Below are 23053 nucleotides of genomic sequence, written 5' to 3' on the forward strand. Positions count from 1 at the left end.
GTGTTTGTTTCTTTTATGTAAAATCTATTTATGTAAAAAGTCACATCATTGTATTTAAAAAGGTTGAGTTAGATCGCAGAAACGGGTACATATAGCGCCGACGCGAGCCTGCAACGCCTATAAAATCCGCTAAACAGTGCAGGTTGGCGATGATGTGTTACTATAAATGTAAATAAATTGTGAAGTAAATTTGCTTCCGGGGATCTGAACGTGAATACATTACAACTCTCCATTGTCCATCGCTTGCCCCAGAGCTATCGCTGGTCGACGGGTTTTGCAGGTTCGAAAGTTGAACCGATTCCGCAAAGCGTTGCCGGGGAGGATAATTGTCTGGTGGCCCTCAAACTGCTCAGCCCGAGCGATGAAAATGCGTGGCCGGTCATGGAACGTCTCAGCCAGGCGCTGACGGACATCGAAGTGGACAGCTCCGTGCTGGAATGCGAAGGTGAGCCGTGCCTGTTTGTTAACAGCCAGGATGAGTTTGCCGCCACCTGTCGGCTGAAAAACTTCGGCGTGGCCATTGCCGAGCCGTTCTCCGGTCAATATCCTTTCTGAGTGCTAGTCAGCGGACAATAGCTGGCGCGTGTAATCCTGCGTCGGCGCGGTGAATACGCGCTGGCACTCTCCCTGCTCAACGACTTCTCCCTGCCGCAATACCACCACCTGATGGCAAAGCGCACGCACCACCTGTAAATCGTGGCTGATAAAGATATAGGCCAGCCGATGCTTTTCCTGTAGCCCCTTCAGCAGCGCCAGAATTTGCGCCTGCACGGTGCGGTCCAGGGAAGAGGTTGGCTCGTCCAGCACGATCAGCTCCGGTTTCAGGATCAGCGCGCGGGCAATCGCTATACGCTGGCGCTGTCCGCCGGAAAACTCAGCCGGATACCGGTGCCGGGTCTCGGGATCTAAACCCACTTCCGCCATCACCCGCATCACGTCGATTTCACGCTGTTGCGCCGTCATTGTCGGCTGGTGGACGCGCAGGCCCTCTTCAATAATCTGTAATACGCTCAGGCGCGGGTTAAGCGAAGAGTTTGGATCCTGAAATACCACCTGCATCCGCGGGCGCACGGGAAGCATCATCCGGCGATTCAGGTTTTGCAGCGGCATGCCGTCAAAAACAATGCTTCCCTGAGAGGCGATCAGGCGCAGCAGCGCCAGGCCGGTGGTGCTTTTGCCTGAACCGGACTCGCCCACAAGCCCAAGCGATTCGCCCGGACGCAGAGCGAAGCTCATGTCTTTCAGAACATGATTGTGATCGACCACGCGACGCAAAATGCCTTTGCGGATCGGGAATGACACCGACAGCCCCTCAACCCTCAGCAACGGCGCGCTGTCAGCGTTAAGCGGAACCGGGTCGCCAGCGGGTTCGCTATCGAGCAGGCGCTGTGTATACGGGTGCTGAGGCGCGCTCAGCAGGGCGGATGCCCGGTTCTGTTCCACGCAGCGGCCGTTTTGCATCACGGCCACCGCGTCAGCGAGCTTTTTCACGATGCTCAGGTTGTGCGTAATAAACAGCAGGCTCATGTTCAGCTCGTCGCGCAGTTCGCGCAGCAGTTGCAGAATTTGTGCCTGTACCGTGACGTCCAGCGCGGTAGTAGGTTCATCGGCAATCAGCAGTTCGGGGCGCGTGAGCAGGGCCATTGCAATCATCACGCGCTGGCGCTCGCCGCCGGAAAGCTGGTGCGGGAAATCGTTCAGCCGTTTCGCCGCATTACGGATACCGGTGCGTTCAAGGCAGTCCAGAATTTCACCCCGCGCTGCCTCTTTACGCATTCCCCGATGAAGTGACAGCACTTCATAGAGCTGTTTTTCCAGGGTATGCAGTGGGTTGAGCGACACCATCGGCTCCTGAAAAATCATGGCGATGTTGTTGCCACGAATGCCGCGCAGGGTTTGCTCGTCAGCGTTCAGCAGCGATTGTCCATGGAACAGAATATCCCCCTGCGGATAGCTGACCGGCGGGGAAGGGAGCAGGCGCAGCACCGACAGCGCCGAAACGCTCTTACCGGAGCCGGATTCCCCGACCAGCGCCAGCGTCTCTCCGCGCTGGATCTGCAACGATAAATCCGTCACCACCGTGCGTGATTCGCCCTGTTTTGAAAACGCAATCGACAGGTTCTCTATACTCAGAAGAGGCCGGGTCATGTCATACCGCCTTGTTGGGATCGAAGGCATCGCGCACGGCTTCGCCAATAAAAATCAGCAGGGAAAGGAGCACCGCCACGGAGAGGAATGCGGCGATGCCCAGCCAGGGGGCCTGGAGATTGTTTTTGCCCTGCAACAGCAGTTCGCCAAGGGACGGTGAGCCCAGCGGCAAACCGAAACCAAGAAAATCAAGCGACGTCAGGGTGGTGATGGAGCTGCACAAAATAAACGGCAGGAAGGTGAGGGTCGCCACCACCGCATTGGGAAGCATGTGGCGGAAGATGATTGCGCCATCGCTCACGCCTAACGCCTGCGCAGCGCGAATATAGTCGTAATTTCGCGTACGCAGAAACTCCGCGCGCACCACGCCGACCAGCGCCATCCAGCCGAACAGGACGGTGATCCCGAGCAGCCACCAGAAGCCAGGCTGTACCACGCTGGACAGCAGGATAATCAGAAACAGCGTCGGCATACCGGACCAGACTTCAATCACGCGTTGTCCCCATAAATCTATTTTACCCCCGTAATAGCCCTGCACGGCGCCCGCCACAACGCCCATTACGCTGCTAAAGAGCGTCAGCAGCAGCCCAAACAGGAGCGAGATGCGGGTGCCATAGAGAATGCGCGCCAGCACATCGCCGCCGTTGGCGTCCGTTCCCAGCCAGTTTTGCGCGGAAGGCGGCGAAGGGAAGGGGGTGGACGTGGCGAAGTTAATACTGTTCGCGCCAAAACGAATCGGCGCCCAGATAGCCCAGCCGTGCTGCGCGATCTGTTCACGTAACCAGGGGTCCTGGTACTCGGCTGGCGTCGCAAACGGGCCGCCAAAATCGCTTTCGCTGTAGGTGGTCAGCACCGGCACATACCAGCGGTCTTTGAAATGCACCAGCAGGGGTTTATCGTTGGCAATCAGTTCCGAACACATACTTAAGGCGAACAGGACGGCGAAGATCCACAGCGACCAGTAGCCGCGACGGTTGTGGCGAAAACGCGCCCAGCGGGCCTGATTGACGGGGCTTAAACGCGACATCAGCGGCCCTCAAAATCGATACGGGGATCGACCAGCGTATAGCTGATATCGCTGATGATGTTCAGCAGCAGGCCGATCAGGGTGAAAATGTAGAGTGTGCCAAACATCACCGGATAATCACGGGAGACGGTGGCCTCATAGCCCAGCAGCCCTAATCCGTTGAGCGAGAACATCACTTCTATCAGCAACGAGCCGGTAAAAAACATACTGATGAACGTGGCGGGGAAACCGGCAATCACCAGCAGCATGGCGTTACGAAAAACGTGCTTCCACATGATCTGCTTTTCACCGACGCCCTTGGCGCGCGCGGTGACGACGTACTGTTTGCGGATCTCATCAAGAAAGGCGTTTTTGGTCAGCATCGTAAGCGCCGCAAAACCGCCGATGACCGTTGCCAGCACCGGAAGCGTGATGTGCCAGAAGTAATCGGTGATTTTCTGATACCACGGCAGGGTGCTGAAATCCGCAGAGACCAGCCCGCGCAGCGGGAAGAGGTCGAAATAACTGCCGCCGGCGAAAAAGACAATCAGCAGCACGGCAAACAGAAACGCCGGGATAGCGTAGCCGATGATAATGAATGTGCTGCTCCAGATATCGAAACGGCTACCGTTGTAGACCGCTTTTCGGATCCCCAGCGGAATGGAGACCAGATAAATAATCAGCGTCCCCCACAGTCCGAGCGTGATGGAAACCGGCAGGCTTTGTTTGATCAGGGTTAATACCGAGGCGCTGCGAAACAGGCTGTCGCCAAAATCGAAACGGACATAATCCCAGAGCATCCTGAAATAACGCTCGTGCAGCGGCTTGTCAAAACCATAGCGATGGGTGATCTCGGCGATCACCTCCGGATCCAGTCCGCGACCGCCCCGGTAGTGGCTTTCGCTGATGTTGCCCACGCCCGTCCGGGCATGGCTGGCCCCCATTCCTTCACCGCCGCCGCCCGGCATGCCGCCAGCGTGACCAAATTCTATTGCCGCAATTGCCTGGTCCACCGGACCGCCGGGGGCGATCTGGACGATAAAAAAGTTAATGGTAATGATGGCCCACAGCGTCGGGATCACTAACAGCAGCCGGCGGATAAGATAAGCGCCCATCGTCACTCCTTAACGCCGCTCTGCGGGCAGTTTTGCGGCTTTATTCACGTCATACCACCAGGTGTCAAAGCCGAGGGTGTAGACCGGGCGAACGGCAGGCAGGGAGAATTTATCCCAGCGGGCCACGCGATCTTCGCCCATATACCACATCGGCAGCATGTAATAGTTCCAGGTTAAGACCCGATCGAGCGCGCGGCCAAGCGGCAGAAGCTTGTTCTTATCGCCCTGAGCGGCGACAATTTTTGCAATCAGCGCATCAATCACCGGGCTCTTTACGCCCGGGGCGTTGTACGAGGAGTCGATATACCCCGATGCCCAGGAGATTTGCAGATCTGAACTCGGCCACGGCTGCGCGGCCCACAGGGTCTGCATCATGTCGTAATCGCGACTGCGCTTGCGGTTGGTTAACTGGGCCATATCGACCTGGCGGATATTCATGGTGACGCCAAGCCGGGCAAGGTTCTTCTTAAATGGCAGCACCCACTGATCGTTTGCGCCGGAGGCAATCAGCAGTTCGAAGCTGAGCGGTTTACCGGTTTGCACATTAACCCGTTGCCGATTTTTCAGCACCCAGCCAGCATCATCCAGCAGGTTGCTGGCTTTCAGCAGGTTGTCCCGGTCGAACCCGTTTCCGTCGGATTTGGGCGGTTCAAATACGCGGGTGAACACCTCCGGCGGGAGCTCCGCTTTCATTGGCGCCAGCAAAACCAGCTCGTCCGCGTGGGGATAATCACGGGCGGCATATTCAGTATTCTGGAAATAGCTGTTCGCCCGGCTGTAGGCTCCGTAAAACAGCGCTTTGTTCATCCATTCGAAATCAAACGCCAGGGTAATGGCTTCACGCACCCGACGATCGGAAAAAACCGGGCGCTGAATATTAAACGCCAGCCAGCGCGTGTCCTGCGCGGATTCGTTTTTGTGTTCGTCTTTAACGATATAGCCTTTCGCGAAATTTTTTCCGATATAGCGGGTCGCCCAATTTTTGGCGCTGTTCTCGACACGTAAATCAAACGCGCCCGCCTTAAATGCCTCGAAGGCCACGTTATCATCCAGGTAGTAGTCGTAGCGGATTGTATCGAAGTTCCAGCGGCCCCGGTTTACCGGCAGCGTGGCTGCCCAGTAATCTTTCACCCGGGAATAGATCACGTACTGGCCCATTCGCCAGTCGGTAATGCGATACGGCCCTCCGGCCAGCGGCGGGGTAGAGAGAGGATCGCTCAGCTTATGATTTTTCCAGAAGGATTCGGGCATGACGGGCAGGGAGAACAGGCTCAGCATATTCTCTTTGTTCGGCTCAGGGAGTTCGATTCGCACGGTCAGCGGGGCGATGGCTTTCACCGTGGTGCCCTTGTACACCAGACGAAACTGCGGCACGCCTTCGGTCATAAATTTATGAAAGGTGAATGCCACGTCACGGGCGCTAACCGGCGTACCGTCGTGAAAACGCGCCCGCGGATTAATCGCGATTTCTGCCCAGCTGAAATCATCGGCGTAACGCACGTTCTCAGCAACCAGGGGATAATAGCTGCCGGGCTCGTCGTCGGAGGTGACGAACAGCGTGTCATAGAGGGATTCGGTACGCGCTGCCGCCACGCCGCGCAGGGCAAAGCGGTTAAAGTTGTCAAACGTTCCCGTGGCGGAAAGCGTCACGTTTCCGCCTTTCGGGGCGGCGGGGTTAACGTAATCGTAGTGGTTAAAGTTAACCGCGTACTTCGGCTCGCCAATGACGGCAAAGGCCGTGCTCTCTTTGATGGTCTGCGCCTGGCTCGACAGGCTCACCAGCGCCAATAGCGTCAACACAACGCGCATAATCATAGTGCGGCGGATCCCTTTGTTCACAGGCAGGCTCGGTTGAACAGAATAATAAGGGACAGCGCCGTGATTGTGAAATTATTCCCCGAGCGTGATGTCGGGTTGCCACGTCCTGAACTGCTCCAGCGGCATCGGGCGGCCGATCCAGTAGCCCTGAAGATAGTTCACGCCATGCTCGCGCAGCCACGCCGCCTGCTCCGGCGTTTCAACACCCTCGGCAACGGTTAACATATTCAGGCGTTCTGCCAGCGTCAGCACCGCGTCAAGCACTGGCGAGGTGACGGTTTCAGTCCCGATGGCATTCACGAAGCCACGGTCAATTTTCAGGTAATCCATCGTGAAGCGTTCCAGATAGATCAGCGCGCTGTGGCCGGTGCCAAAATCATCGATGGCAATTTCAAAACCTTCTTCGTGCAGCCATTCGAACAGCTGATTAGCCTCGCGGTGGTTGATCATATCGCGCTCGGTTATTTCCAGCACAATCTGGAAGTGATCGGGTGGAAGGGCGGCGGCAAACGCGCGCATATCCTCTTTAAAGCTTTCCGCATGCAGATGCCCGGGCGCGATGTTGATCCCAAACTTGGCCCCAGGCGGGAGCACCGTTTGCAGGACAGGGGCATCGCGGATAATCAGGTCAAAAAGATGCAGCGTCAGCGGGACAATCAGCTTCTGCGCTTCAGCGAAGTTAATAAAGGCATCCGGTGGAATTTCTCCCATCACCGGATGCTTCCAGCGCATCAGGACTTCCAGCCCGGTCATTTTGAGCGACTGCGCATCCACGACGGGTTGATAGACCACGTAAAACTGGTCGCGCTTGATGGCCGTGAGGATCTCTTTCCCCGGATTAAGACGGATAGTAAGAATATAGAAATTCAACAGGCCCGCCGCGATCCCGCAGACCAGGCCGAAAAACAGGGCGTACAGCACTTCATCGGTCGTCCAGGCTTCCGCATAAACATGGATGGTCAGTGGCACATTTTTCAGTGTGGCGGTACGGACCGGGATATCAGGCAAATCACGCGCAGGGACCAGCGTTCCGGAATGGGTTGATAACGCATAATCGCCAATAATGATGGAAATACCGGCAAACTCATCCTGTCTTGAGGTGTAGAGGAGATAAGGAGTCAGGTTAAGATTAACGGAGGTAAATACACCGCCGTCCTTCACCAGTGGGTTGCGATACCAGATGGCAATCGCGGGCTTGTCCGGCAGCATAGGAGTGCCCGGCAGGAGCGCCATATCAACCTGTTTATTGATGTGCAGTTCAGGAATAAGCGCTTCCAGAGGGACATTCATCGGACCGGTGGCGGAAGAGCAGTAGGCGTTTTTATCCCTTACCAGCAAAAAAGCGCGCACGTTGATGCTAAAAGCCGCCCGGGAGGTCAGGGCGGCACTCACTTCCTCGCAGCTGTTCAGCGTGAGTGGCTGGAGCGTATCAATCGACATTTTGAGCTCATCGAAATAGCTCTCCATGTAGACGCTTAAATCGGTAATAAGGGTATCGAATCTGACGTCTCGCTTGTGATAACTCCAGTAAAACTGTAATGCTCCCAGGAGCAGGGCAGTGAATAACCCCGTAAGGAAACTGAGAAACAGAATCTTGCGGTTGCTGGAGAAGTAGCGGGTAAACATAGATGTCGTGATTCCTGAAATGCCGCTGGATAGTTATCAGTGTAACGGGCAAAAAAAAACACTGCCGGAGCAGTGCTTTTTTTATCGTATCGCCAGCCAAGGGATAACCAACGATACGACAGCAATATTAACTACGGCTCAGAACGCGGCGAGCTTCGTTGTAGCGCTTCTTCCAGTAAGGTTCGTTCATGCTGGAAATCGTCACACCACTGCTGGTGGAAGCATGGACAAACTGATCGTTACCGATATAGATGCCAACGTGTCGACCGGTTGAACCCGCTCTGAACAGGACTAAATCGCCCGTGCGCAGTTTAGTGCGCGAAATGGATTTGCCCATTTCCTGCTGTTCATAAGTAGAACGCGGAAGGTCTAACCCAAACTGCTCACGGAACGTACGCTGTACGAACGCGGAACAATCGATGCCTTTCTTGGTGCTGCCGCCCAGACGGTAACGCACGCCTTTCCAGTCAGCATACTGATCCATAATACGCGACTTAACGTCGAGATTACGTACCATATTTTCAAATTCATCCTGAGAGGCTTGCAGTGAAGAGGAATCTTCCATTCCCACAACACGCGTCTCAGGATGCATATTCTTCGCGGTATTCGTCGTACTACATGCCGAAAGCAGAACCGCCACTGCAATCGCCGGGATCCCCCGCAAGATATATCTCAAGATTGGTTGAGATTTGACCATTTTGTTTGTTTTCCCTTGAAGTCCTTAACGAAAATATCGTTATAAAAATGCCAACCGTGACGAGACTAATAATCTGTTCACAATGAGACAATTCTTTATGGTGAAAACTGTGGCTCAACGCACAAAATTATTCACCATGATAATAATTATCTCAGTGGGGCAAAACGAGTTCGAGGTTAACCGATTGCACGGGGTATTGCGAGCAAAAAAGTCCGTTTTTTTATAAGAAAATGTGATACACAAAGTTACAGCGCGGAATTGCTCAAAATGCCGCCATTCATATCGGTAATCCCTGCAATTGCTTCATTTTTATCACGAATTGTATGACGGGATGATGACAGCGTTGAATGACGCCGAAAAGAAGTGACGCAGGGATCGAAAACGATCCCTGATGAATGGTGTTAATTTTCGTTATTTATTTGTTTCCGGCTTGTTTAAATTTGCCAGGAAGATAGCGATCAAAAATGCCTATTATGCGATCGCTCAATGGGGTCATCAGCACCCACGGTAAACCAATTAACACCGCCGTGAGGGAGCCTACTGCGATATCTGTCAGCCAGTGAGCGCCAATCATCACCCGCGGGAATGCAAATACCACCACAATAACCAGGGCGATGGTGAAGGCTTTTTTACCAAAATAGCGCAGCATGAAGCCTGCAAAAATCAGCAGCATCATACCGTGGTCGCCCGGGAAACTGTCCTTCGAGGCATCTTTGGTTGGAATATGAAGCAGCTCGCTGACGCGGTTAATATTCGGGAAAAAGAGCGAAGGACTGGCGCGTTTAACCGGCATCAGATGCTGCGCCAGCTGGTTGATAATCACGGCCGTCAGCAGCATCACCAGGCCGATAATCAGAATACGGCGACGACCCGTTTTGTCTTCCTTCAGCCAGAAGGAGAGCATCAGACAGCCCATTGCCAGCAGCGAACAGCCGTCAAACGCGCGGTTGTTGGTGATCGCCACCAGCCACAGGAAGGCTTCACTCTCCGCCAGCGCCTGGTTAAAGAAGTGGAACAGCCCGGAATCCAGCGGGAACCAGAAACCGTGATCCGCCGGGATATACCAGGAGAAAAAGATCGCCAGGCCGGCAGCGTTGAGCAATAAAATAGCAGGAAGTCGAGTCGTCATAGTCTTCAGCAATGTGTGAAATCAGGGGCAACGTTAGCCGCCCAAACTTAAACGAAGCTTCAACAGGCTTGACTGGAGGGCATTCCAGTCGGTATTAACCGCACTAATTAACTCTATCCGGCTGTCGGGTGGCGCGACGTTCTGGGTTTCAATAAAGAAATCCTCGCCCTGACGGTTAATGCGCACCAGACCATCCGGAGTGCGCATGATCCCTTTTACCCGCTCAACCGGCGCGAGTCTCGCCCATTCCAGTATACCAATGGTGTCGAAAACCGTATCGGCATCGAAGATCCACCCGCAGGCCTGGTGCCCCTGGCCGCTATTCAGGTTGCGACGCCAGCGCTGATGCTCCGGCAGGCTCAGTGCAGCCAGGCCTTGCTTCGCGCCGTGGCTATGCGAATGCTCAGCGCTGGCAGGCAGTTGCGTCTGGTTGAGGCGGGGAAGGTCGAGCAAGGCGCCATCAATGTTGCCCTGGGTCGTCTGCACATACTGACGTCCACCGCCAGCCTGCTGCCACCAGGACTGGAACGCGGCCTGACTCTCAGCCGTCGCGCGATCGGATTTATTCGCCACGATAATATCTGCCGAGGCGAGCTGGTCGCGGAAATTGTCATTATTGATCGCTTTTTCATCCAGCAGCTGGCGGGGGTCGAGCAGGCAAAGCGTCGCACGCAGCTCAAGCCACGGCTCGTATACCGGGGCGGTCAGTAAATCAAGGATTTGCTTAGGATGCCCCAGCCCGGTGGGCTCAATCAGCAGACGGTCCGGCTTGCCCTGACGCAGCAGCGTATTCAGCCCGACCTGCATCGGCAGACCATTCACGCAGCACATACACCCGCCCGGGATCTCTTTCACCATCGCGCCGCTGTCGGCGAGCAACGCGCCGTCGATCCCCACTTCGCCAAATTCGTTGACCAGCACGGCCCACTTTTCCGCCGGGTCTTTATTGGCCAGCAAATGCAGAATGGACGTAGTTTTACCGCTGCCTAGAAAACCGGTGATCAGGTTGGTTTTGGTCACGTGCGCTCCGATAAATAATTGTGATGTAGTAACAACTATCTATCATCCTGACGAAAAAATCGGGCATTGAGAAGAGGGAGGGCGAACGGAGCATAAAACCGTTCGCCTTAAACGCAATAATCGCTAAATTTTTAACGTTTCGATAACGGCCTGGCGCGCGCCGAGCCGGACGAGGCGCTGGTACGCGCTGGTGATTGCCTCGACAAAGACAGGGTTTTGCGGCAGGTCGTCGCCAAAGATTTCATTTAGCGTCAGCAGGGCGCTAACGCGTTCTGCGTCGCTGCTGGTAGCGACAATGGCCTGAAACTTGTCGCTCAGCGGATCGCGTACGTCAATGGCGTTGCCCTGTTCGTCCGTACCGCTGACGTAGCGCATCCAGCCCGCCACCCCCAGCGCCAGTAATGGCCAGGCGGTGTTACGCTCAAGATGCATGCGGATCCCTTCCAGCATGCGCTGAGGCAGCTTCTGGCTGCCGTCCATGGCGATTTGCCATGTACGATGCTGTAGGGCCGGGTTGGCGAAGCGGTCAAGCAGGCTGTCAGCATAGGCTGTCAGATCAACGTTGGTGATGCGCAGCGTAGGGGCCTGCTCTTTCAGCATCAGCCTGCCGGCCGCCTCGCGGAAACTGTCGTCCTGCATACATTCATTTATGTGCGCGTAGCCGGCAAGGTAGCCCAGATACGCGAGGAAGGAGTGGCTGCCGTTCAGCATCCGCAGCTTCATCTGCTCCCAGGGCAGGACATCCTCAACCATCTGTACGCCTGCGACCTCCCACTCCGGACGCCCGGCGACAAAGTTATCTTCCACTACCCACTGAATGAACGGTTCACAGCTGATGGCGCAGGGATCTTCAACGCCAAGTTCCTGGGTGATTTCCGCGAGTGAGACGTCGGTGGCGGCGGGCACGATTCGGTCGACCATGGTACCAGGGAAGCTCACGTGCGCCTCGATCCATGCGGCCAGCTCTGCGGAACGCTTTCCGGCCATGCCAAGAACGGCGTTTTTCACCACATGGCCGTTGTCGGGAATATTGTCGCAGGAGAGCACGGTAAACGCCGGCAGGCCCCGCTCGCGGCGGCGATGAAGGGCTTCAACCAGAATACCCGGCGCGGAATGCGGCTCAGACGGGTGCTCAAGATCGTGCAGGATGCGGCTGTTGCGCATATCCAGTTTTCCCGTCGCCGGATCGATACAGTAGCCTTTTTCGGTAATGGTGAGGGAGACAATTGCCACCTGCGGTTCGCAGAATTTCTCAATAATGGCTGCCAGCGAGTCGAGTTTGGCGTTCAGGCACTCTTTTACCGCACCGATAATAATGGGCTGATTGCCTTCGGCACCTTTCTCCAGCACGGTAAACAGATGATTCTGCGCCCGGAGCTGGCCCATAAGGACATCGCCGCTAAAGAGGCTAATCTCACAAATTCCCCAGTCGCCTCCTTTGGCATTCAGTACCCGGTTTGTTAACAACGCCTGATGCGCCCGGTGGAACGCGCCAAAACCGAAATGGACGATGCGGGAGCGTAACTGCTCGCGATCGTAGCGGGGCTGCTGGACATGAGCAGGAAGCGCGGTGGAGGCAATAGTCTTCATGTAATACACACCTGATTAACCATTAATTAACAATGCCAGTGTAAAGTTATATGACAACAAATTAAATTGGTAAGCCGTAAATATCCCTGTTATGTGAGTTTGATCAATCAATGTCGCGTGCTGTATTGACCACTTCGATTAAACATGTATGGTAGTCGTCATTGAAGTAACACATATTGGTATAACAACTTGAGAGGGTGGGGCAATGGAACAAACCTGGCGTTGGTACGGGCCGAACGATCCGGTTTCTCTTGATGATGTGCGTCAGGCTGGCGCAACGGGTGTGGTCACGGCGCTGCATCATATTCCGAACGGTCAGGTGTGGCCGGTAGAGGAAATCCAAAAGCGTCAGGCTCAGCTGGCAGAGAAGGGGTTAACCTGGTCTGTTGTGGAAAGTATTCCGGTTCACGAAGATATCAAAACCCACTCCGGTGAGTGTGATACCTGGATTGCGAATTATCAGCAGAGCATGCGTAACCTGGCAGCCTGTGGTATTGATACCGTCTGCTACAACTTTATGCCGATCCTGGACTGGACGCGTACCGACCTGGAATATGAAATGGCCGATGGTTCGAAGGCGCTGCGTTTCGATCAAATCGCTTTTGCGGCTTTCGAACTGCACATTCTGAAGCGTCCGGGGGCGGAAGCAGACTACACCGCCGAAGAGCAGCAGCAGGCGCTGGCGTGGTTCAATGCCGCCGGTGAAGCGGACATTGAGAAGCTGGTTCGCAATATCATCGCGGGCCTGCCCGGTGCGGAAGAGGGTTATACCCTCGATCAGTTCCGCGCGCGCCTGGCGGAATATGGCGATATCGATAAAAACCAGCTGCGTGAAAACATGGCGCACTTCCTGCGCGCTATTGTTCCGGTGGCAGAAGAAGTCGGCGTGCGGCTGGCGGTTCATCCGGACGATCCACCGCGTCCTATTCTTGGCCTGCCGCGTATCGTGTCGACCATTGAAGATATGCAGTGGCTGAAAGAGACGGTGGACAGCATCTACAACGGCTTTACCATGTGTACGGGCTCGTATGGCGTGCGGGCGGATAACGATCTGGTGCGGATGATCGAAACCTTCGGCGATCGCATTCATTTCACCCACCTGCGTGCAACCTGCCGTGAAGAGAACCCGAAAACCTTCCACGAAGCAGCCCATCTTGGCGGCGACGTGAACATGGTTGCGGTGGTGGATGCCATTCTCTCTGAAGAGGTACGTCGTAAGCAGGCGGGGGATGTGCGTCCAATCCCGTTCCGTCCGGATCACGGGCACCAGATGCTGGACGATCTGCGCAAGAAAACGAATCCAGGGTATTCGGCGATTGGCCGTCTGAAAGGGATGGCGGAAGTGCGCGGTATCGAGCTGGCGCTGAAAATGACGAAGTATCCTGAACTGCTGTAAAGGTTGTTGCCGGGTGGCGGCTGCGCCTTACCCGGCCTACAAAAACACAAAAACCGGCATCAGAGCCGGTTTTTTGTAGGCCCGGTAAGCGTAGCGCCACCGGGCGAAAAGCACGATCAGTCAGCACGACCCATATAGCGTTTTTCTTCGATATGGATACGGATTTTCTCGCCCGCTGACAGGTACTCTGGCACCTGTACGACCAGACCGGTAGTCAGGGTAGCCGGTTTGTTACGCGCGCTTGCAGACGCGCCTTTGATGCCCGGTGCCGTTTCAACAATTTCCAGATCAACGGTCTGCGGCAGCTCCAGCGCCAGCAGCACGCCATCCCAGGTCAGCACCTGCATGTCCGGCATCCCACCTTCAGGAATAAACAGCAGCTCTTCTTCGATCTGATCTTTAGTGAAGATATACGGGGTGTAATCTTCTTTATCCATGAACACGTATTCGTTGCCGTCGATGTAGGAGAAATCAACGTAGCGACGGGTGAGGGTCACGGTATCGACGATATCGTCGCCTTTAAAACGTTCTTCCACTTTCAGGCCGGTGCGGACATCGGAGAAACGCATTTTGTACAGCGTTGCTGCGCCGCGGGCGCTGGGTGCCTGAATGTCGATATCTTTCACAATCAGCAGTTTGCCGTTGTAATTCAGTACCATACCTTTCTTAATTTCGTTCGCTCTTGGCATTGCAGTAATCCTGTTTACGGGAGGTAAAAAATATCGCGCCAAATTACTCGCGCGCGGCCTTTCAGGCAAGCGGAATTCGTGGGTTTTGCTATCAATACATAAAAGGTGTTACTGTGCGCGCAATGCCCGACTGCGCGGGCATCTGCCACCAACAGAGAGCATGTATGGATTGTCGTTCCGACTGTGGCGCGTGCTGTACCGCACCGTCCATCTCAAGCCCCATTCCAGGCATGCCGGAGGGCAAGCCTGCCAATACCCGCTGCGTTCAGCTCTCTGACACTAACCTGTGCATGATCTTTGGCTCGCCCCTGCGCCCGAAGGTGTGCTCCGGGCTCCAGCCAACCGCCGAAATGTGCGGCAGTACGCGCCAGCAGGCCATCACTTATCTGCTTGAGCTGGAAGCGCTCACCGCGCCTTAAACGTCTTTGATTCGCGTCAGGCAGCTCAGCGTCAGGACGCACATCACCAGCGCAATCCAGAACACCGTATGATAGTTCCAGATTTCAGCCACAACGCCCGCCAGTGAGCCTGCAATAATCCAGCCCACGCGGGTGGTATTAGTATAAAGGGTGGTGGCAGAGCCTGCCTGACCCGGCATCAGATCCTGGAAGTAGAGCATGCCGATACCGGCCAGAATACCGATGTAAATGGCGTTCAGCAGCTGTAAAGCAAGAAGCAGGGCTGGCGTATGAACCGTCAGCATACCGACATAAAACAGCAGCCCGGCTACGGCGGCGACGCGCATCAAAAAGCGCTTGCCAAAGCGCTTCGCGTAATAGCCCGCAATCAGCATGGTGGGGATCTCAAGCCCCGCGGCGGTTCCCATCATGATCCCGGCCAGCTTCTCCGGCAGATGCAGCTCATCAATAATAAACAGCGGCATATTAATGATATAGAGGCTGTTGGTTCCCCACATTAGCGTACAGATAATGAATAACAGCAGCGCGTCGCGCCGGTTACGTCGCGGAGCTTCCAGCGTACCGGTCGCCACTTTCGGCTCTTTGCGCATGGAGGGCAGAAAGAACCAGACCATTGCGCCGCATACCACGAAGGCCACGGCTGCGCTGAGGTACATCACCGTAAAGCCAAAACCCATCGCCAGCGCGTAGGCGAGCGGGGGGCCAATCACCCAGGCCAGCGACACCTGCGCGCGCAGTATCGAGCTGAACATCACCGCTTCTCGCCCGGTGCGGTCGGCATGCTCGCGGGCAAGGGCGAACATCTGCGGGTTGGCGGTCGAGCCGAAACTGCTCAGGAAGACGCCCACGAACAGCAGAATGAAGTAGTTACGGTTCCAGGCAAACAGCAGGCAGGCAAACACCCCGAGCAGGCAGCAAAAAACGATCAGGCTTTTGCGATCGCCTTTGCGGTCTGAACGCCCGGCTAGAAACTGGCTGACGAAAATGCCGATGATGGCGCTCCCGGTGAAGAAGAAGCCAACCATCGCCGGGCGGGCGTGAACTTCGTTGGTCAGAAACAGGCTCAGCGTAGGCGTTTGTAACGCACCGGCAATACCGGTGAGAAAAGCAACGATCAAAAACGCCGTTGACGTCAAATCAAAAGGCTTTGGTGAGGCGGCAGCGGGGGTGTTATGCATGTTCAGTCTTTGCGAGTAACAGAGAGAGGCGGAGTTTACGCCGCCTGTCATTAAATAAACAGAGGTCAAAATCAAGATTGCCACAATAAATCAAAATAGCATTTCAGTTTATCGCCGTTTCGCTGAAGCGTGCTGAACCTGTTTGCTGAACATCAGCAAAAACCTCCCGACTGAAGAAGAAATGTGCTGCACTTCTAAATTCTGCATCAAGAAATGTAACTTTTCTTGCAACCTTTTGTAGAAAAGACAAGACTTCTTGAAACGTTTCAGCGCTATCTTGCCTGTCCTGACGAAGCAGGTTAGCGCCTGGTTTCTCAGTTAAGCTGAAACGATTCAATTTCAGCAGGAGAGGAGAATCATGTTCCAGTTATCTGTTCAGGATATTCACCCGGGCGAACAGGCCGGGAATAAAGAAGAGGCTATTCGCCAGGTCGCCGCTGCGCTCGTGCAGGCTGGCAACGTGGCTGACGGCTACGTCAACGGCATGCTGGCGCGTGAACAGCAGACCTCCACCTTTCTCGGTAACGGTATTGCAATTCCGCACGGCACCACGGACACCCGCGATCAGGTGCTGAAAACCGGCGTGCAGGTCTTCCAGTTCCCGCAGGGCGTGCTGTGGGGCGAGGGTCAGGTGGCTTACGTGGCGATCGGCATCGCGGCCAGCGGTGACGAACACCTGGGCCTGCTGCGTCAGCTGACGCACGTGCTGAGTGATGATGCCGTCGCGGAACAGCTTAAATCCGCCACCACTGCTGAAGAGCTGCGTGCCCTGCTGATGGGCGAAAAACAGAGCGAAGCGCTGAAGCTGGATAATGAAACCCTGACGCTGGACGTCGTTGCGTCCGATTTGCTGACGCTCCAGGCGCTGAACGCGGCCCGCCTGAAAGAAGTGGGAGCGGCAGATACCACTTTTGTGACGCGCGCCATCAATGATAAGCCATTAAACCTGGGTCAGGGCATCTGGCTGAACGACAGTGCGGAAGGCAACCTGCGTAGCGCTATCGCGGTCAGCCGTGCTGCGGTTGCCTTTGAGACAGACGGCGAACGCGCCGCGATGCTGGTAACGGTCGCCATGGCGGACGATCAGCCGGTATCCGTGCTGAAGCGTCTGGGCGATCTGCTGCTGAACAATAAAGCTGAAAAACTGCTGAACGCAGACGCGGCGACGGTGCTGGCCCTGCTGACCAGCGACGATGCGCTGACGGATGACCTGCTGAGCGCAGAGTACGTGGTGCGTAACGAACACGGCCTGCATGCCCGTCCGGGCACCATGCTGGTGAATACCATTAAACAATTTGCAAGTGAGATCACCGTGACCAATCTGGACGGTTCGGGTAAACCAGCCAACGGGCGCAGTCTGATGAAAGTTGTCGCGCTGGGCGTGAAGAAAGGCCATCGTCTGCGCTTTACCGCGCAGGGTGCGGATGCTGAACAAGCGCTGAAAGCGATTGGCGACGCCATCGCGGCCGGTCTGGGGGAGGGCGCATAATGAGCAGACGTGTTGCGACCATTACGCTGAACCCGGCTTACGATCTGGTGGGCTTCTGCCCGGAAATTGAGCGTGGCGAAGTCAACCTGGTGCGGACGACCGGCCTGCATGCCGCAGGAAAAGGGATTAACGTGGCGAAGGTGCTGAAAGATCTCGGCATCGACGTCACCGTAGGCGGCTTCCTCGGTAAAGACAACCAGGATGGTTTTCAGCAGTTGTTCAGTGAACTGGGCATCGCTAACCGTTTTCAGGTTGTGCAGGGCCGTACCCGCATCAACGTTAAGCTGACCGAGAAAGACGGTGAAGTGACCGATCTGAACTTCTCCGGCTTCGAAGTGACCCCGGCTGACTGGGAGCGCTTTGTTGCCGATTCCCTGAGCTGGCTGGGCCAGTTTGACATGGTGTGCGTCAGCGGCAGTCTGCCGTCCGGCGTCAGCCCGGAAGCGTTCACCGACTGGATGACGCGCCTGCGCAGCCAGTGCCCGTGCATTATTTTCGACAGCAGCCGCGACGCGCTGGTCGCCGGTCTGAAAGCCTCGCCATGGCTGGTTAAGCCTAACCGCCGCGAACTGGAGATCTGGGCGGGCCGTAAGCTGCCAGAATTAAAGGATGTGATTGACGCTGCCCATGCGCTGCGCGAGCAGGGTATCGCTCACGTGGTGATTTCGTTGGGTGCAGAAGGTGCCCTGTGGGTTAACGCCTCCGGGGAATGGATTGCCAAACCGCCTTCAATGGAGGTGGTCAGCACCGTGGGTGCCGGGGATTCGATGGTTGGCGGCCTGATCTACGGTCTGCTGATGCGCGAATCCAGTGAACATACCTTACGTCTTGCTACCGCCGTTGCGGCCCTGGCCGTGAGCCAGAGCAATGTCGGTATTACCGATCGTACCCAGTTAGCCGCGATGATGGCGCGCGTTGACTTAAAACCTTTTAACTAACAGCAGGAGAGGAATAATGAAAACGCTGCTGATCATTGACTCCGGTCTCGGACAGGCTCGTGCCTATATGGCGAAGACCCTGCTGGGCGCGGCGGCACAAAAAGCGCATCTGGATATCATTGATAACCCGGGTGATGCTGAAATGGCGATTGTTCTGGGCGACAAAATCCCCGCTGACAGCGCCCTGAACGGCAAAAAAGTGTGGCTGGGTGATATTAATCGCGCGGTGGCACACCCTGAACTGTTTCTGAGCGAAGCAAAAGGTCATGCGACGGTTTACAGCGCACCTGTTGAGGCGGCGCCGGTTGCCGCCGCTGGGCCGAAACGCATTGTTGCGGTAACGGCCTGCCCGACAGGTGTGGCGCACACCTTTATGGCGGCTGAAGCCATTGAAACCGAAGCGAAAAAACGTGGCTGGTGGGTGAAGGTTGAAACCCGCGGCTCTGTTGGTGCGGGCAATGCCATCACGCCGGAAGAGGTGGCGGAAGCCGATCTGGTGATTGTGGCGGCGGATATCGAAGTGGATCTGGCGAAGTTTGCCGGCAAGCCGATGTACCGTACCTCTACCGGCCTGGCGCTGAAGAAGACCGCGCAGGAGTTTGATAAGGCGCTGGCAGAAGCCAAACCGTATCAGGCAACCGGTGCGGCTAAAACTGCGACCGAAGGGAAAAAAGAGTCTGCGGGCGCGTATCGTCACCTGCTGACCGGCGTGTCCTACATGCTGCCGATGGTGGTGGCGGGCGGCCTGTGTATTGCGCTCTCCTTCGCCTTTGGTATCGAGGCGTTTAAAGAGCCGGGCACACTGGCGGCCGCGTTGATGCAGATTGGCGGCGGCTCCGCGTTTGCGTTGATGGTGCCGGTGCTGGCGGGCTTTATCGCCTTCTCCATTGCTGACCGTCCGGGTCTGACGCCGGGTCTTATCGGCGGTATGCTCGCCGTGAGCACCGGTTCTGGCTTTATCGGCGGTATCATTGCCGGTTTCCTCGCCGGTTATGTGGCGAAGGTGATCAGCTCGAAGCTGAAGCTACCGCAGAGTATGGAGGCGCTGAAACCTATCCTGATCATCCCGCTGATTTCCAGCCTGGTGGTCGGTCTGGCGATGATTTACCTGATTGGTAAGCCGGTCGCGGGCATTCTGGAAGGTCTGACCCACTGGCTGCAAACCATGGGGACGGCGAACGCGGTGCTGCTGGGCGCAATCCTCGGCGGTATGATGTGTACCGACATGGGGGGTCCGGTGAACAAAGCGGCATATGCGTTTGGCGTTGGCCTGCTGAGTACCCAGACCTACGCGCCGATGGCGGCGATCATGGCGGCCGGTATGGTGCCTCCGCTGGCGCTCGGTCTGGCGACGATTATTGCCCGCCGTAAGTTCGATAAAGCGCAGCAGGAAGGCGGTAAAGCGGCGCTGGTGCTGGGCCTGTGCTTCATCACCGAAGGCGCAATCCCGTTTGCGGCACGCGATCCAATGCGTGTTCTGCCGTGCTGTATCGTGGGTGGTGCGGTGACGGGGGCTATCTCCATGGCAGTAGGTGCGAAACTGATGGCGCCGCACGGCGGTCTGTTCGTCCTGCTCATCCCTGGCGCCATCACGCCGGTGCTGGGTTATCTGCTGGCGATTGTTGCCGGTACGCTGGTGGCAGGCCTGTCTTACGCGGTGCTGAAGCGCCCGGAAGCGGAAGTGGTCGCAAAAGCAGCCTAAAAGAGGTGTCGGGTGGCGGCTTCGCCTTACCCGACCTACAAAAAAAGCCGGGTGCGTAAGCAGCCCGGCTTTTTTTATGCCGCCTGTTCAGCGGTTTGCTGCGCCTTCAGCCAGGCAATCTCTTCCGCCCAGATATCCGGGTTAATGGTTTCGAGCACCATCGGAATACCGTCGAAGCGGGCGTCCTGCATGATAAAGCGGAACGCATCATGGCCGATGTTGCCTTCGCCCAGGCTGTGGTGGCGGTCAACGCGGCTGCCGAACGCGCTTTTCGCATCGTTTAAGTGCATACCGCGAAGGTATTTAAAACCGACAATACGCTCGAACTCCTCGAAGGTATTTTTCGTGGCCTCGGTTGTGCGCAGGTCATAGCCGGCGGCAAAGGCGTGACAGGTATCGATGCACACCCCCACGCGGGATTTATCTTCCACGCCGTCGATGATCGCCGCCAGATGCTCAAACTTAAAGCCGAGGTTGCTGCCCTGACCGGCGGTATTCTCAATCACCGCCGTCACGCCCTGGGTTTTATCCAGCGTCATGTTGATGGACTCGGCGATGCGCGCCAGACAGGCGTCTTCGTCAATCTGCATCAGATGGCTGCCGGGATGGAAGTTCAGCAGCGTCAGCCCCAGCTGTTCACAGCGCTGAACCTCATCCAGGAACGCTTCGCGGGATTTTTCCAGCGCCTCGGCAACCGGGTGACCGAGGTTAATGAGGTAGCTGTCGTGGGGAAGGATTTGGCCAGGCCCGTAGCCGTATTTCTCACAGGCGGCTTTGAAATCATCAATCACTTCAGCGGTGAGCGCTGCGGCGCGCCACTGGCGCTGGTTTTTGGTGAACAGGGCGAAAGCGGTCGCCTCGATTTCGGCGGCGCGAATGGCGGCATTCGCAAGGCCACCGGCAGCGCTGACGTGCGCTCCAACATATTTCATAAAAAGACTCCTGTTAACCCGAAATGCCTATGATAGCGGGTTAACAGGAGAAGGACGAGATGGTTTATGCCAACAGGCTGTGTACCGCAAGGTTAATCGCACCACCGCCAACGATTAGCCAGATGAACAGCACCAGCGCCATCAGCAGCGGTTTCGCGCCGGCTTTTTTCAGCGCGCTGACGTGTGTGGTGACGCCCAGCGCCGCCATCGCCATCGCCAGCAGGACCGTATCCAGCGTCACCAGCATATCCACCATCGCTTTTGGCAGCAGGTGGAAAGAGTTGAAGACAGCGACCACGATGAACAGGATCGCAAACCACGGAATGGTGATTTTGCTTTTCTCGGTGCCGCCTGCCGGAGCAAGCTGTTTAACCCGCGCCGCGAGGAAAATCAGGAACGGGGCCAGCATCATCACGCGCAGCATTTTGGCGATGACCGCCGCGTTTTCCGCTTCCGGGTTAATGGCGTGACCTGCCGCCACCACCTGCGCCACTTCGTGCATGGTTGAGCCGATATAAATGCCGTAGGTTTCCGGACTAAACCAGTGCGCCACCAGCGGATACATGGCCGGATACAGGAAGATCGCCAGCGTACCGAAGATAACTACCGTCGCGACGGCAACCGTGACTTTACTGGCTTCGGCTTTAACGACGGGTTCTGTTGCCAGTACCGCCGCCGCGCCGCAGATGCTGCTACCCGCACCGATCAGCCAGCTGGTCTGTTTGTCCAGCCCAAAGATCTTCTGGCCGATAAAGCACGCCAGTAAAAAGGTGCTCGAAAGGGTCAGGACGTCAATGGCAATCCCGCTGACACCGACATCCGCAATCTGCGAAAAGGTGAGACGGAAGCCATAAAGGATGATCCCGAGACGTAATAAATGCTGCTTGGCGAAAATCACGCCGCCGTCGCAGGATTTCCAGATGTGTGGATAAACGGTGTTCCCGACCACCATGCCGAGCAGAATGGCCAGCGTCAGGGCGCTGAACCCTGCGCCGGCAACCGCCGGTATACTCCCGCCCCATAAAGCCACGCCGGTAACCACGGCGCTGAGCGCGAGACCCGGCACGAAGTGCCACACTGTACGATGATGTTGTAAGGTGATTTCTGACATAACCTTCTCCTTTGTCTGGCTAAAGGTTACGGCGCTGTAGCTTAAAAATAAAATTGATTATATATTTATAATCAATCTTTATAAGTGGTAAGCAACCATGCACATTACATTGCGTCAGCTGGAAGTTTTTGCCGAGGTGCTGAAAAGCGGCTCGACAACCCAGGCGTCACAAATGCTGGCGCTCTCGCAGTCCGCCGTTAGCGCGGCCTTGACCGATCTTGAAGGGCAACTGGGCGTTCAGCTTTTCGACAGGGTAGGAAAGCGGCTGGTGGTGAACGAACATGGCCGCCTGCTGTACCCGCGTGCCCTGGCCTTGCTGGAGCAGGCAACGGAGATCGAACAGCTGTTCCGCGAGGACAACGGCGCTATTCGCGTCTACGCCAGCAGCACGATCGGTAACTACATCCTGCCGGAAGTGATTGCCCGCTACCGCCGGGATTTTCCGACCCTGCCGCTGGAAATGAGCGTCGGCAACAGCCAGGACGTGATCAACGCGGTGATCGATTTCCGCGTGGACATCGGGCTTATCGAAGGGCCGTGCCACAACGTGGATATCATTGCGGAACCCTGGCTGGAGGATGAGCTGGTGGTGTTTGCCTCCCCGGCCTCTTCTTTACTCCAGGGCGAGGTGACGCTGGAGCGTCTGGCGCAGGCGCAGTGGATCCTGCGAGAGCAGGGCTCCGGCACGCGTGAGATTGTCGATTATCTGCTGCTGTCCCATCTGCCGCAGTTCCAGTTAGGGATGGAGTTAGGTAACTCCGAGGCGATTAAGCATGCGGTGCGTCATGGCCTGGGCATTAGCTGTCTTTCCCGACGGGTGATTGCCGAACAGCTGGAAACCGGCTCTCTGGTTGAGATCCCCGTTCCGCTGCCGAAGCTGGTGCGCACGCTGTGGTGCATCCATCATCGTCAGAAACACCTTTCCAGCTCGCTCCAGCGTTTTCTGCGCTACTGCGCCATTTAACGTTCCCCGGTGGCGCTTCGCTTACCGGGGCTATGTGCGCTTATCACCCCACATTTTTATGCTTTACTTATAATCCTGGCCGAGTC

20 protein-coding genes are annotated in these 23053 nt (G+C 56.2%); 7 read left to right on the forward strand and 13 right to left on the reverse strand.

The features are described from left to right. Positions 1-210: 210 nt before the first annotated feature. Positions 211-555: a YejG family protein gene (locus ACOTY5_RS17240; RefSeq protein WP_003859372.1), complete on the forward strand. Its 345-nt coding sequence runs from the start codon at positions 211-213 to the stop codon at positions 553-555. 3 nt (positions 556-558) lie between these two features. On the opposite strand, the gene yejF is transcribed toward ACOTY5_RS17240, so the two are convergent. From yejF to ACOTY5_RS17285, 9 genes are all read right to left on the reverse strand, one after another. Further along, complete coding sequence (gene yejF, locus ACOTY5_RS17245) at positions 559-2148, reverse strand: microcin C ABC transporter ATP-binding protein YejF (protein WP_032103234.1); 1590 nt, start codon at positions 2146-2148, stop codon at positions 559-561. A 1-nt stretch (position 2149) separates the two neighbouring features. After that, the gene (locus tag ACOTY5_RS17250; protein WP_015572302.1) at positions 2150-3175 is read right to left on the reverse strand and encodes a microcin C ABC transporter permease; all 1026 of its coding nucleotides are present in this window, start codon (positions 3173-3175) and stop codon (positions 2150-2152) included. Beyond that, positions 3175-4269 (reverse strand): microcin C ABC transporter permease YejB, encoded by a 1095-nt coding sequence (locus tag ACOTY5_RS17255; protein WP_003859369.1) that lies wholly within the window; start codon positions 4267-4269, stop codon positions 3175-3177. Before ACOTY5_RS17255 ends, ACOTY5_RS17250 begins: the two co-directional genes overlap by 1 nt. Before the next feature lie 9 nt (positions 4270-4278). Next, positions 4279-6084: an extracellular solute-binding protein gene (locus ACOTY5_RS17260; protein ID WP_017383396.1), complete on the reverse strand. Its 1806-nt coding sequence runs from the start codon at positions 6082-6084 to the stop codon at positions 4279-4281. Positions 6085-6159: 75 nt separating this feature from the next. Further along, positions 6160-7713, reverse strand: coding sequence for a cyclic di-GMP phosphodiesterase (locus ACOTY5_RS17265; RefSeq protein ID WP_032671775.1), 1554 nt, complete (start codon positions 7711-7713; stop codon positions 6160-6162). 127 nt (positions 7714-7840) lie between these two features. Continuing rightward, positions 7841-8410 carry a bifunctional murein DD-endopeptidase/murein LD-carboxypeptidase gene (gene mepS, locus ACOTY5_RS17270; protein WP_003859364.1) on the reverse strand — a complete coding sequence of 190 codons (570 nt, stop codon included), beginning with the start codon at positions 8408-8410 and terminating at the stop codon, positions 7841-7843. Between the two features lie 415 nt (positions 8411-8825). Continuing rightward, positions 8826-9539 (reverse strand): phosphatase PAP2 family protein, encoded by a 714-nt coding sequence (locus ACOTY5_RS17275; RefSeq protein ID WP_421631978.1) that lies wholly within the window; start codon positions 9537-9539, stop codon positions 8826-8828. Positions 9540-9572: 33 nt separating this feature from the next. Continuing rightward, a complete protein-coding gene (locus tag ACOTY5_RS17280) occupies positions 9573-10559 on the reverse strand; it encodes a CobW family GTP-binding protein (protein ID WP_017383393.1) in 987 nt (328 codons plus the stop codon). 123 nt (positions 10560-10682) lie between these two features. Next, a complete protein-coding gene (locus ACOTY5_RS17285; RefSeq protein ID WP_045141696.1) occupies positions 10683-12149 on the reverse strand; it encodes a mannitol dehydrogenase family protein in 1467 nt (488 codons plus the stop codon). A 205-nt stretch (positions 12150-12354) separates the two neighbouring features. On the opposite strand from ACOTY5_RS17285, the gene uxuA reads away from it, so the two are divergent. Beyond that, positions 12355-13545, forward strand: coding sequence for a mannonate dehydratase (gene uxuA / locus ACOTY5_RS17290; protein WP_421631980.1), 1191 nt, complete (start codon positions 12355-12357; stop codon positions 13543-13545). Between the two features lie 116 nt (positions 13546-13661). Here the strand turns inward: uxuA and yeiP are convergent, their stop codons facing one another. Continuing rightward, entirely contained in the window at positions 13662-14234 is a 573-nt protein-coding gene (yeiP, locus tag ACOTY5_RS17295; RefSeq protein ID WP_003859355.1) for an elongation factor P-like protein YeiP, read from the reverse strand. Positions 14235-14398: 164 nt separating this feature from the next. Here yeiP and ACOTY5_RS17300 point away from each other — a divergent pair, with 164 nt between their 5' ends. Further along, positions 14399-14653, forward strand: coding sequence for a YkgJ family cysteine cluster protein (locus ACOTY5_RS17300; RefSeq protein WP_003859353.1), 255 nt, complete (start codon positions 14399-14401; stop codon positions 14651-14653). On the opposite strand, the gene setB is transcribed toward ACOTY5_RS17300, so the two are convergent. Continuing rightward, complete coding sequence (gene setB, locus ACOTY5_RS17305; protein ID WP_015572310.1) at positions 14650-15831, reverse strand: sugar efflux transporter SetB; 1182 nt, start codon at positions 15829-15831, stop codon at positions 14650-14652. The two genes, ACOTY5_RS17300 and setB, sit on opposite strands and share 4 nt — an antisense overlap. A 358-nt stretch (positions 15832-16189) precedes the next feature. On the opposite strand from setB, the gene fruB reads away from it, so the two are divergent. Genes fruB through fruA form a run of 3 tightly spaced genes read left to right on the forward strand, consistent with a single transcriptional unit; the run spans position 16190 to position 19960 of the window. Then, a complete protein-coding gene (gene fruB, locus ACOTY5_RS17310; RefSeq protein ID WP_017693041.1) occupies positions 16190-17320 on the forward strand; it encodes a fused PTS fructose transporter subunit IIA/HPr protein in 1131 nt (376 codons plus the stop codon). Continuing rightward, the gene (gene fruK / locus ACOTY5_RS17315) at positions 17320-18258 is read left to right on the forward strand and encodes a 1-phosphofructokinase (RefSeq protein ID WP_006811313.1); all 939 of its coding nucleotides are present in this window, start codon (positions 17320-17322) and stop codon (positions 18256-18258) included. The genes fruB and fruK overlap by 1 nt, the downstream gene beginning before the upstream one ends. A 16-nt stretch (positions 18259-18274) precedes the next feature. Then, positions 18275-19960, forward strand: a complete 1686-nt coding sequence (fruA, locus tag ACOTY5_RS17320) for a PTS fructose transporter subunit IIBC (RefSeq protein ID WP_045141695.1) — start codon at positions 18275-18277, stop codon at positions 19958-19960. A 74-nt stretch (positions 19961-20034) separates the two neighbouring features. On the opposite strand, the gene nfo is transcribed toward fruA, so the two are convergent. Next, positions 20035-20892, reverse strand: a complete 858-nt coding sequence (gene nfo, locus ACOTY5_RS17325; protein WP_017383389.1) for a deoxyribonuclease IV — start codon at positions 20890-20892, stop codon at positions 20035-20037. A gap of 64 nt (positions 20893-20956) precedes the next feature. Next, positions 20957-22003 carry a YeiH family protein gene (locus tag ACOTY5_RS17330; RefSeq protein ID WP_032619320.1) on the reverse strand — a complete coding sequence of 349 codons (1047 nt, stop codon included), beginning with the start codon at positions 22001-22003 and terminating at the stop codon, positions 20957-20959. Between the two features lie 97 nt (positions 22004-22100). Between ACOTY5_RS17330 and yieE the strand changes: the two genes are divergently transcribed. Then, on the forward strand, positions 22101-22967 hold the full coding sequence (gene yieE / locus ACOTY5_RS17335; protein WP_017383387.1) for a DNA-binding transcriptional regulator YeiE: 867 nt from the start codon (positions 22101-22103) through the stop codon (positions 22965-22967). The last annotated feature ends 86 nt before the right edge of the window (positions 22968-23053 follow it).

This window comes from Enterobacter cloacae complex sp. SHL018 (assembly GCF_049237905.1).
Taxonomy (GTDB): Bacteria; Pseudomonadota; Gammaproteobacteria; order Enterobacterales; family Enterobacteriaceae; genus Enterobacter; species Enterobacter hormaechei_C.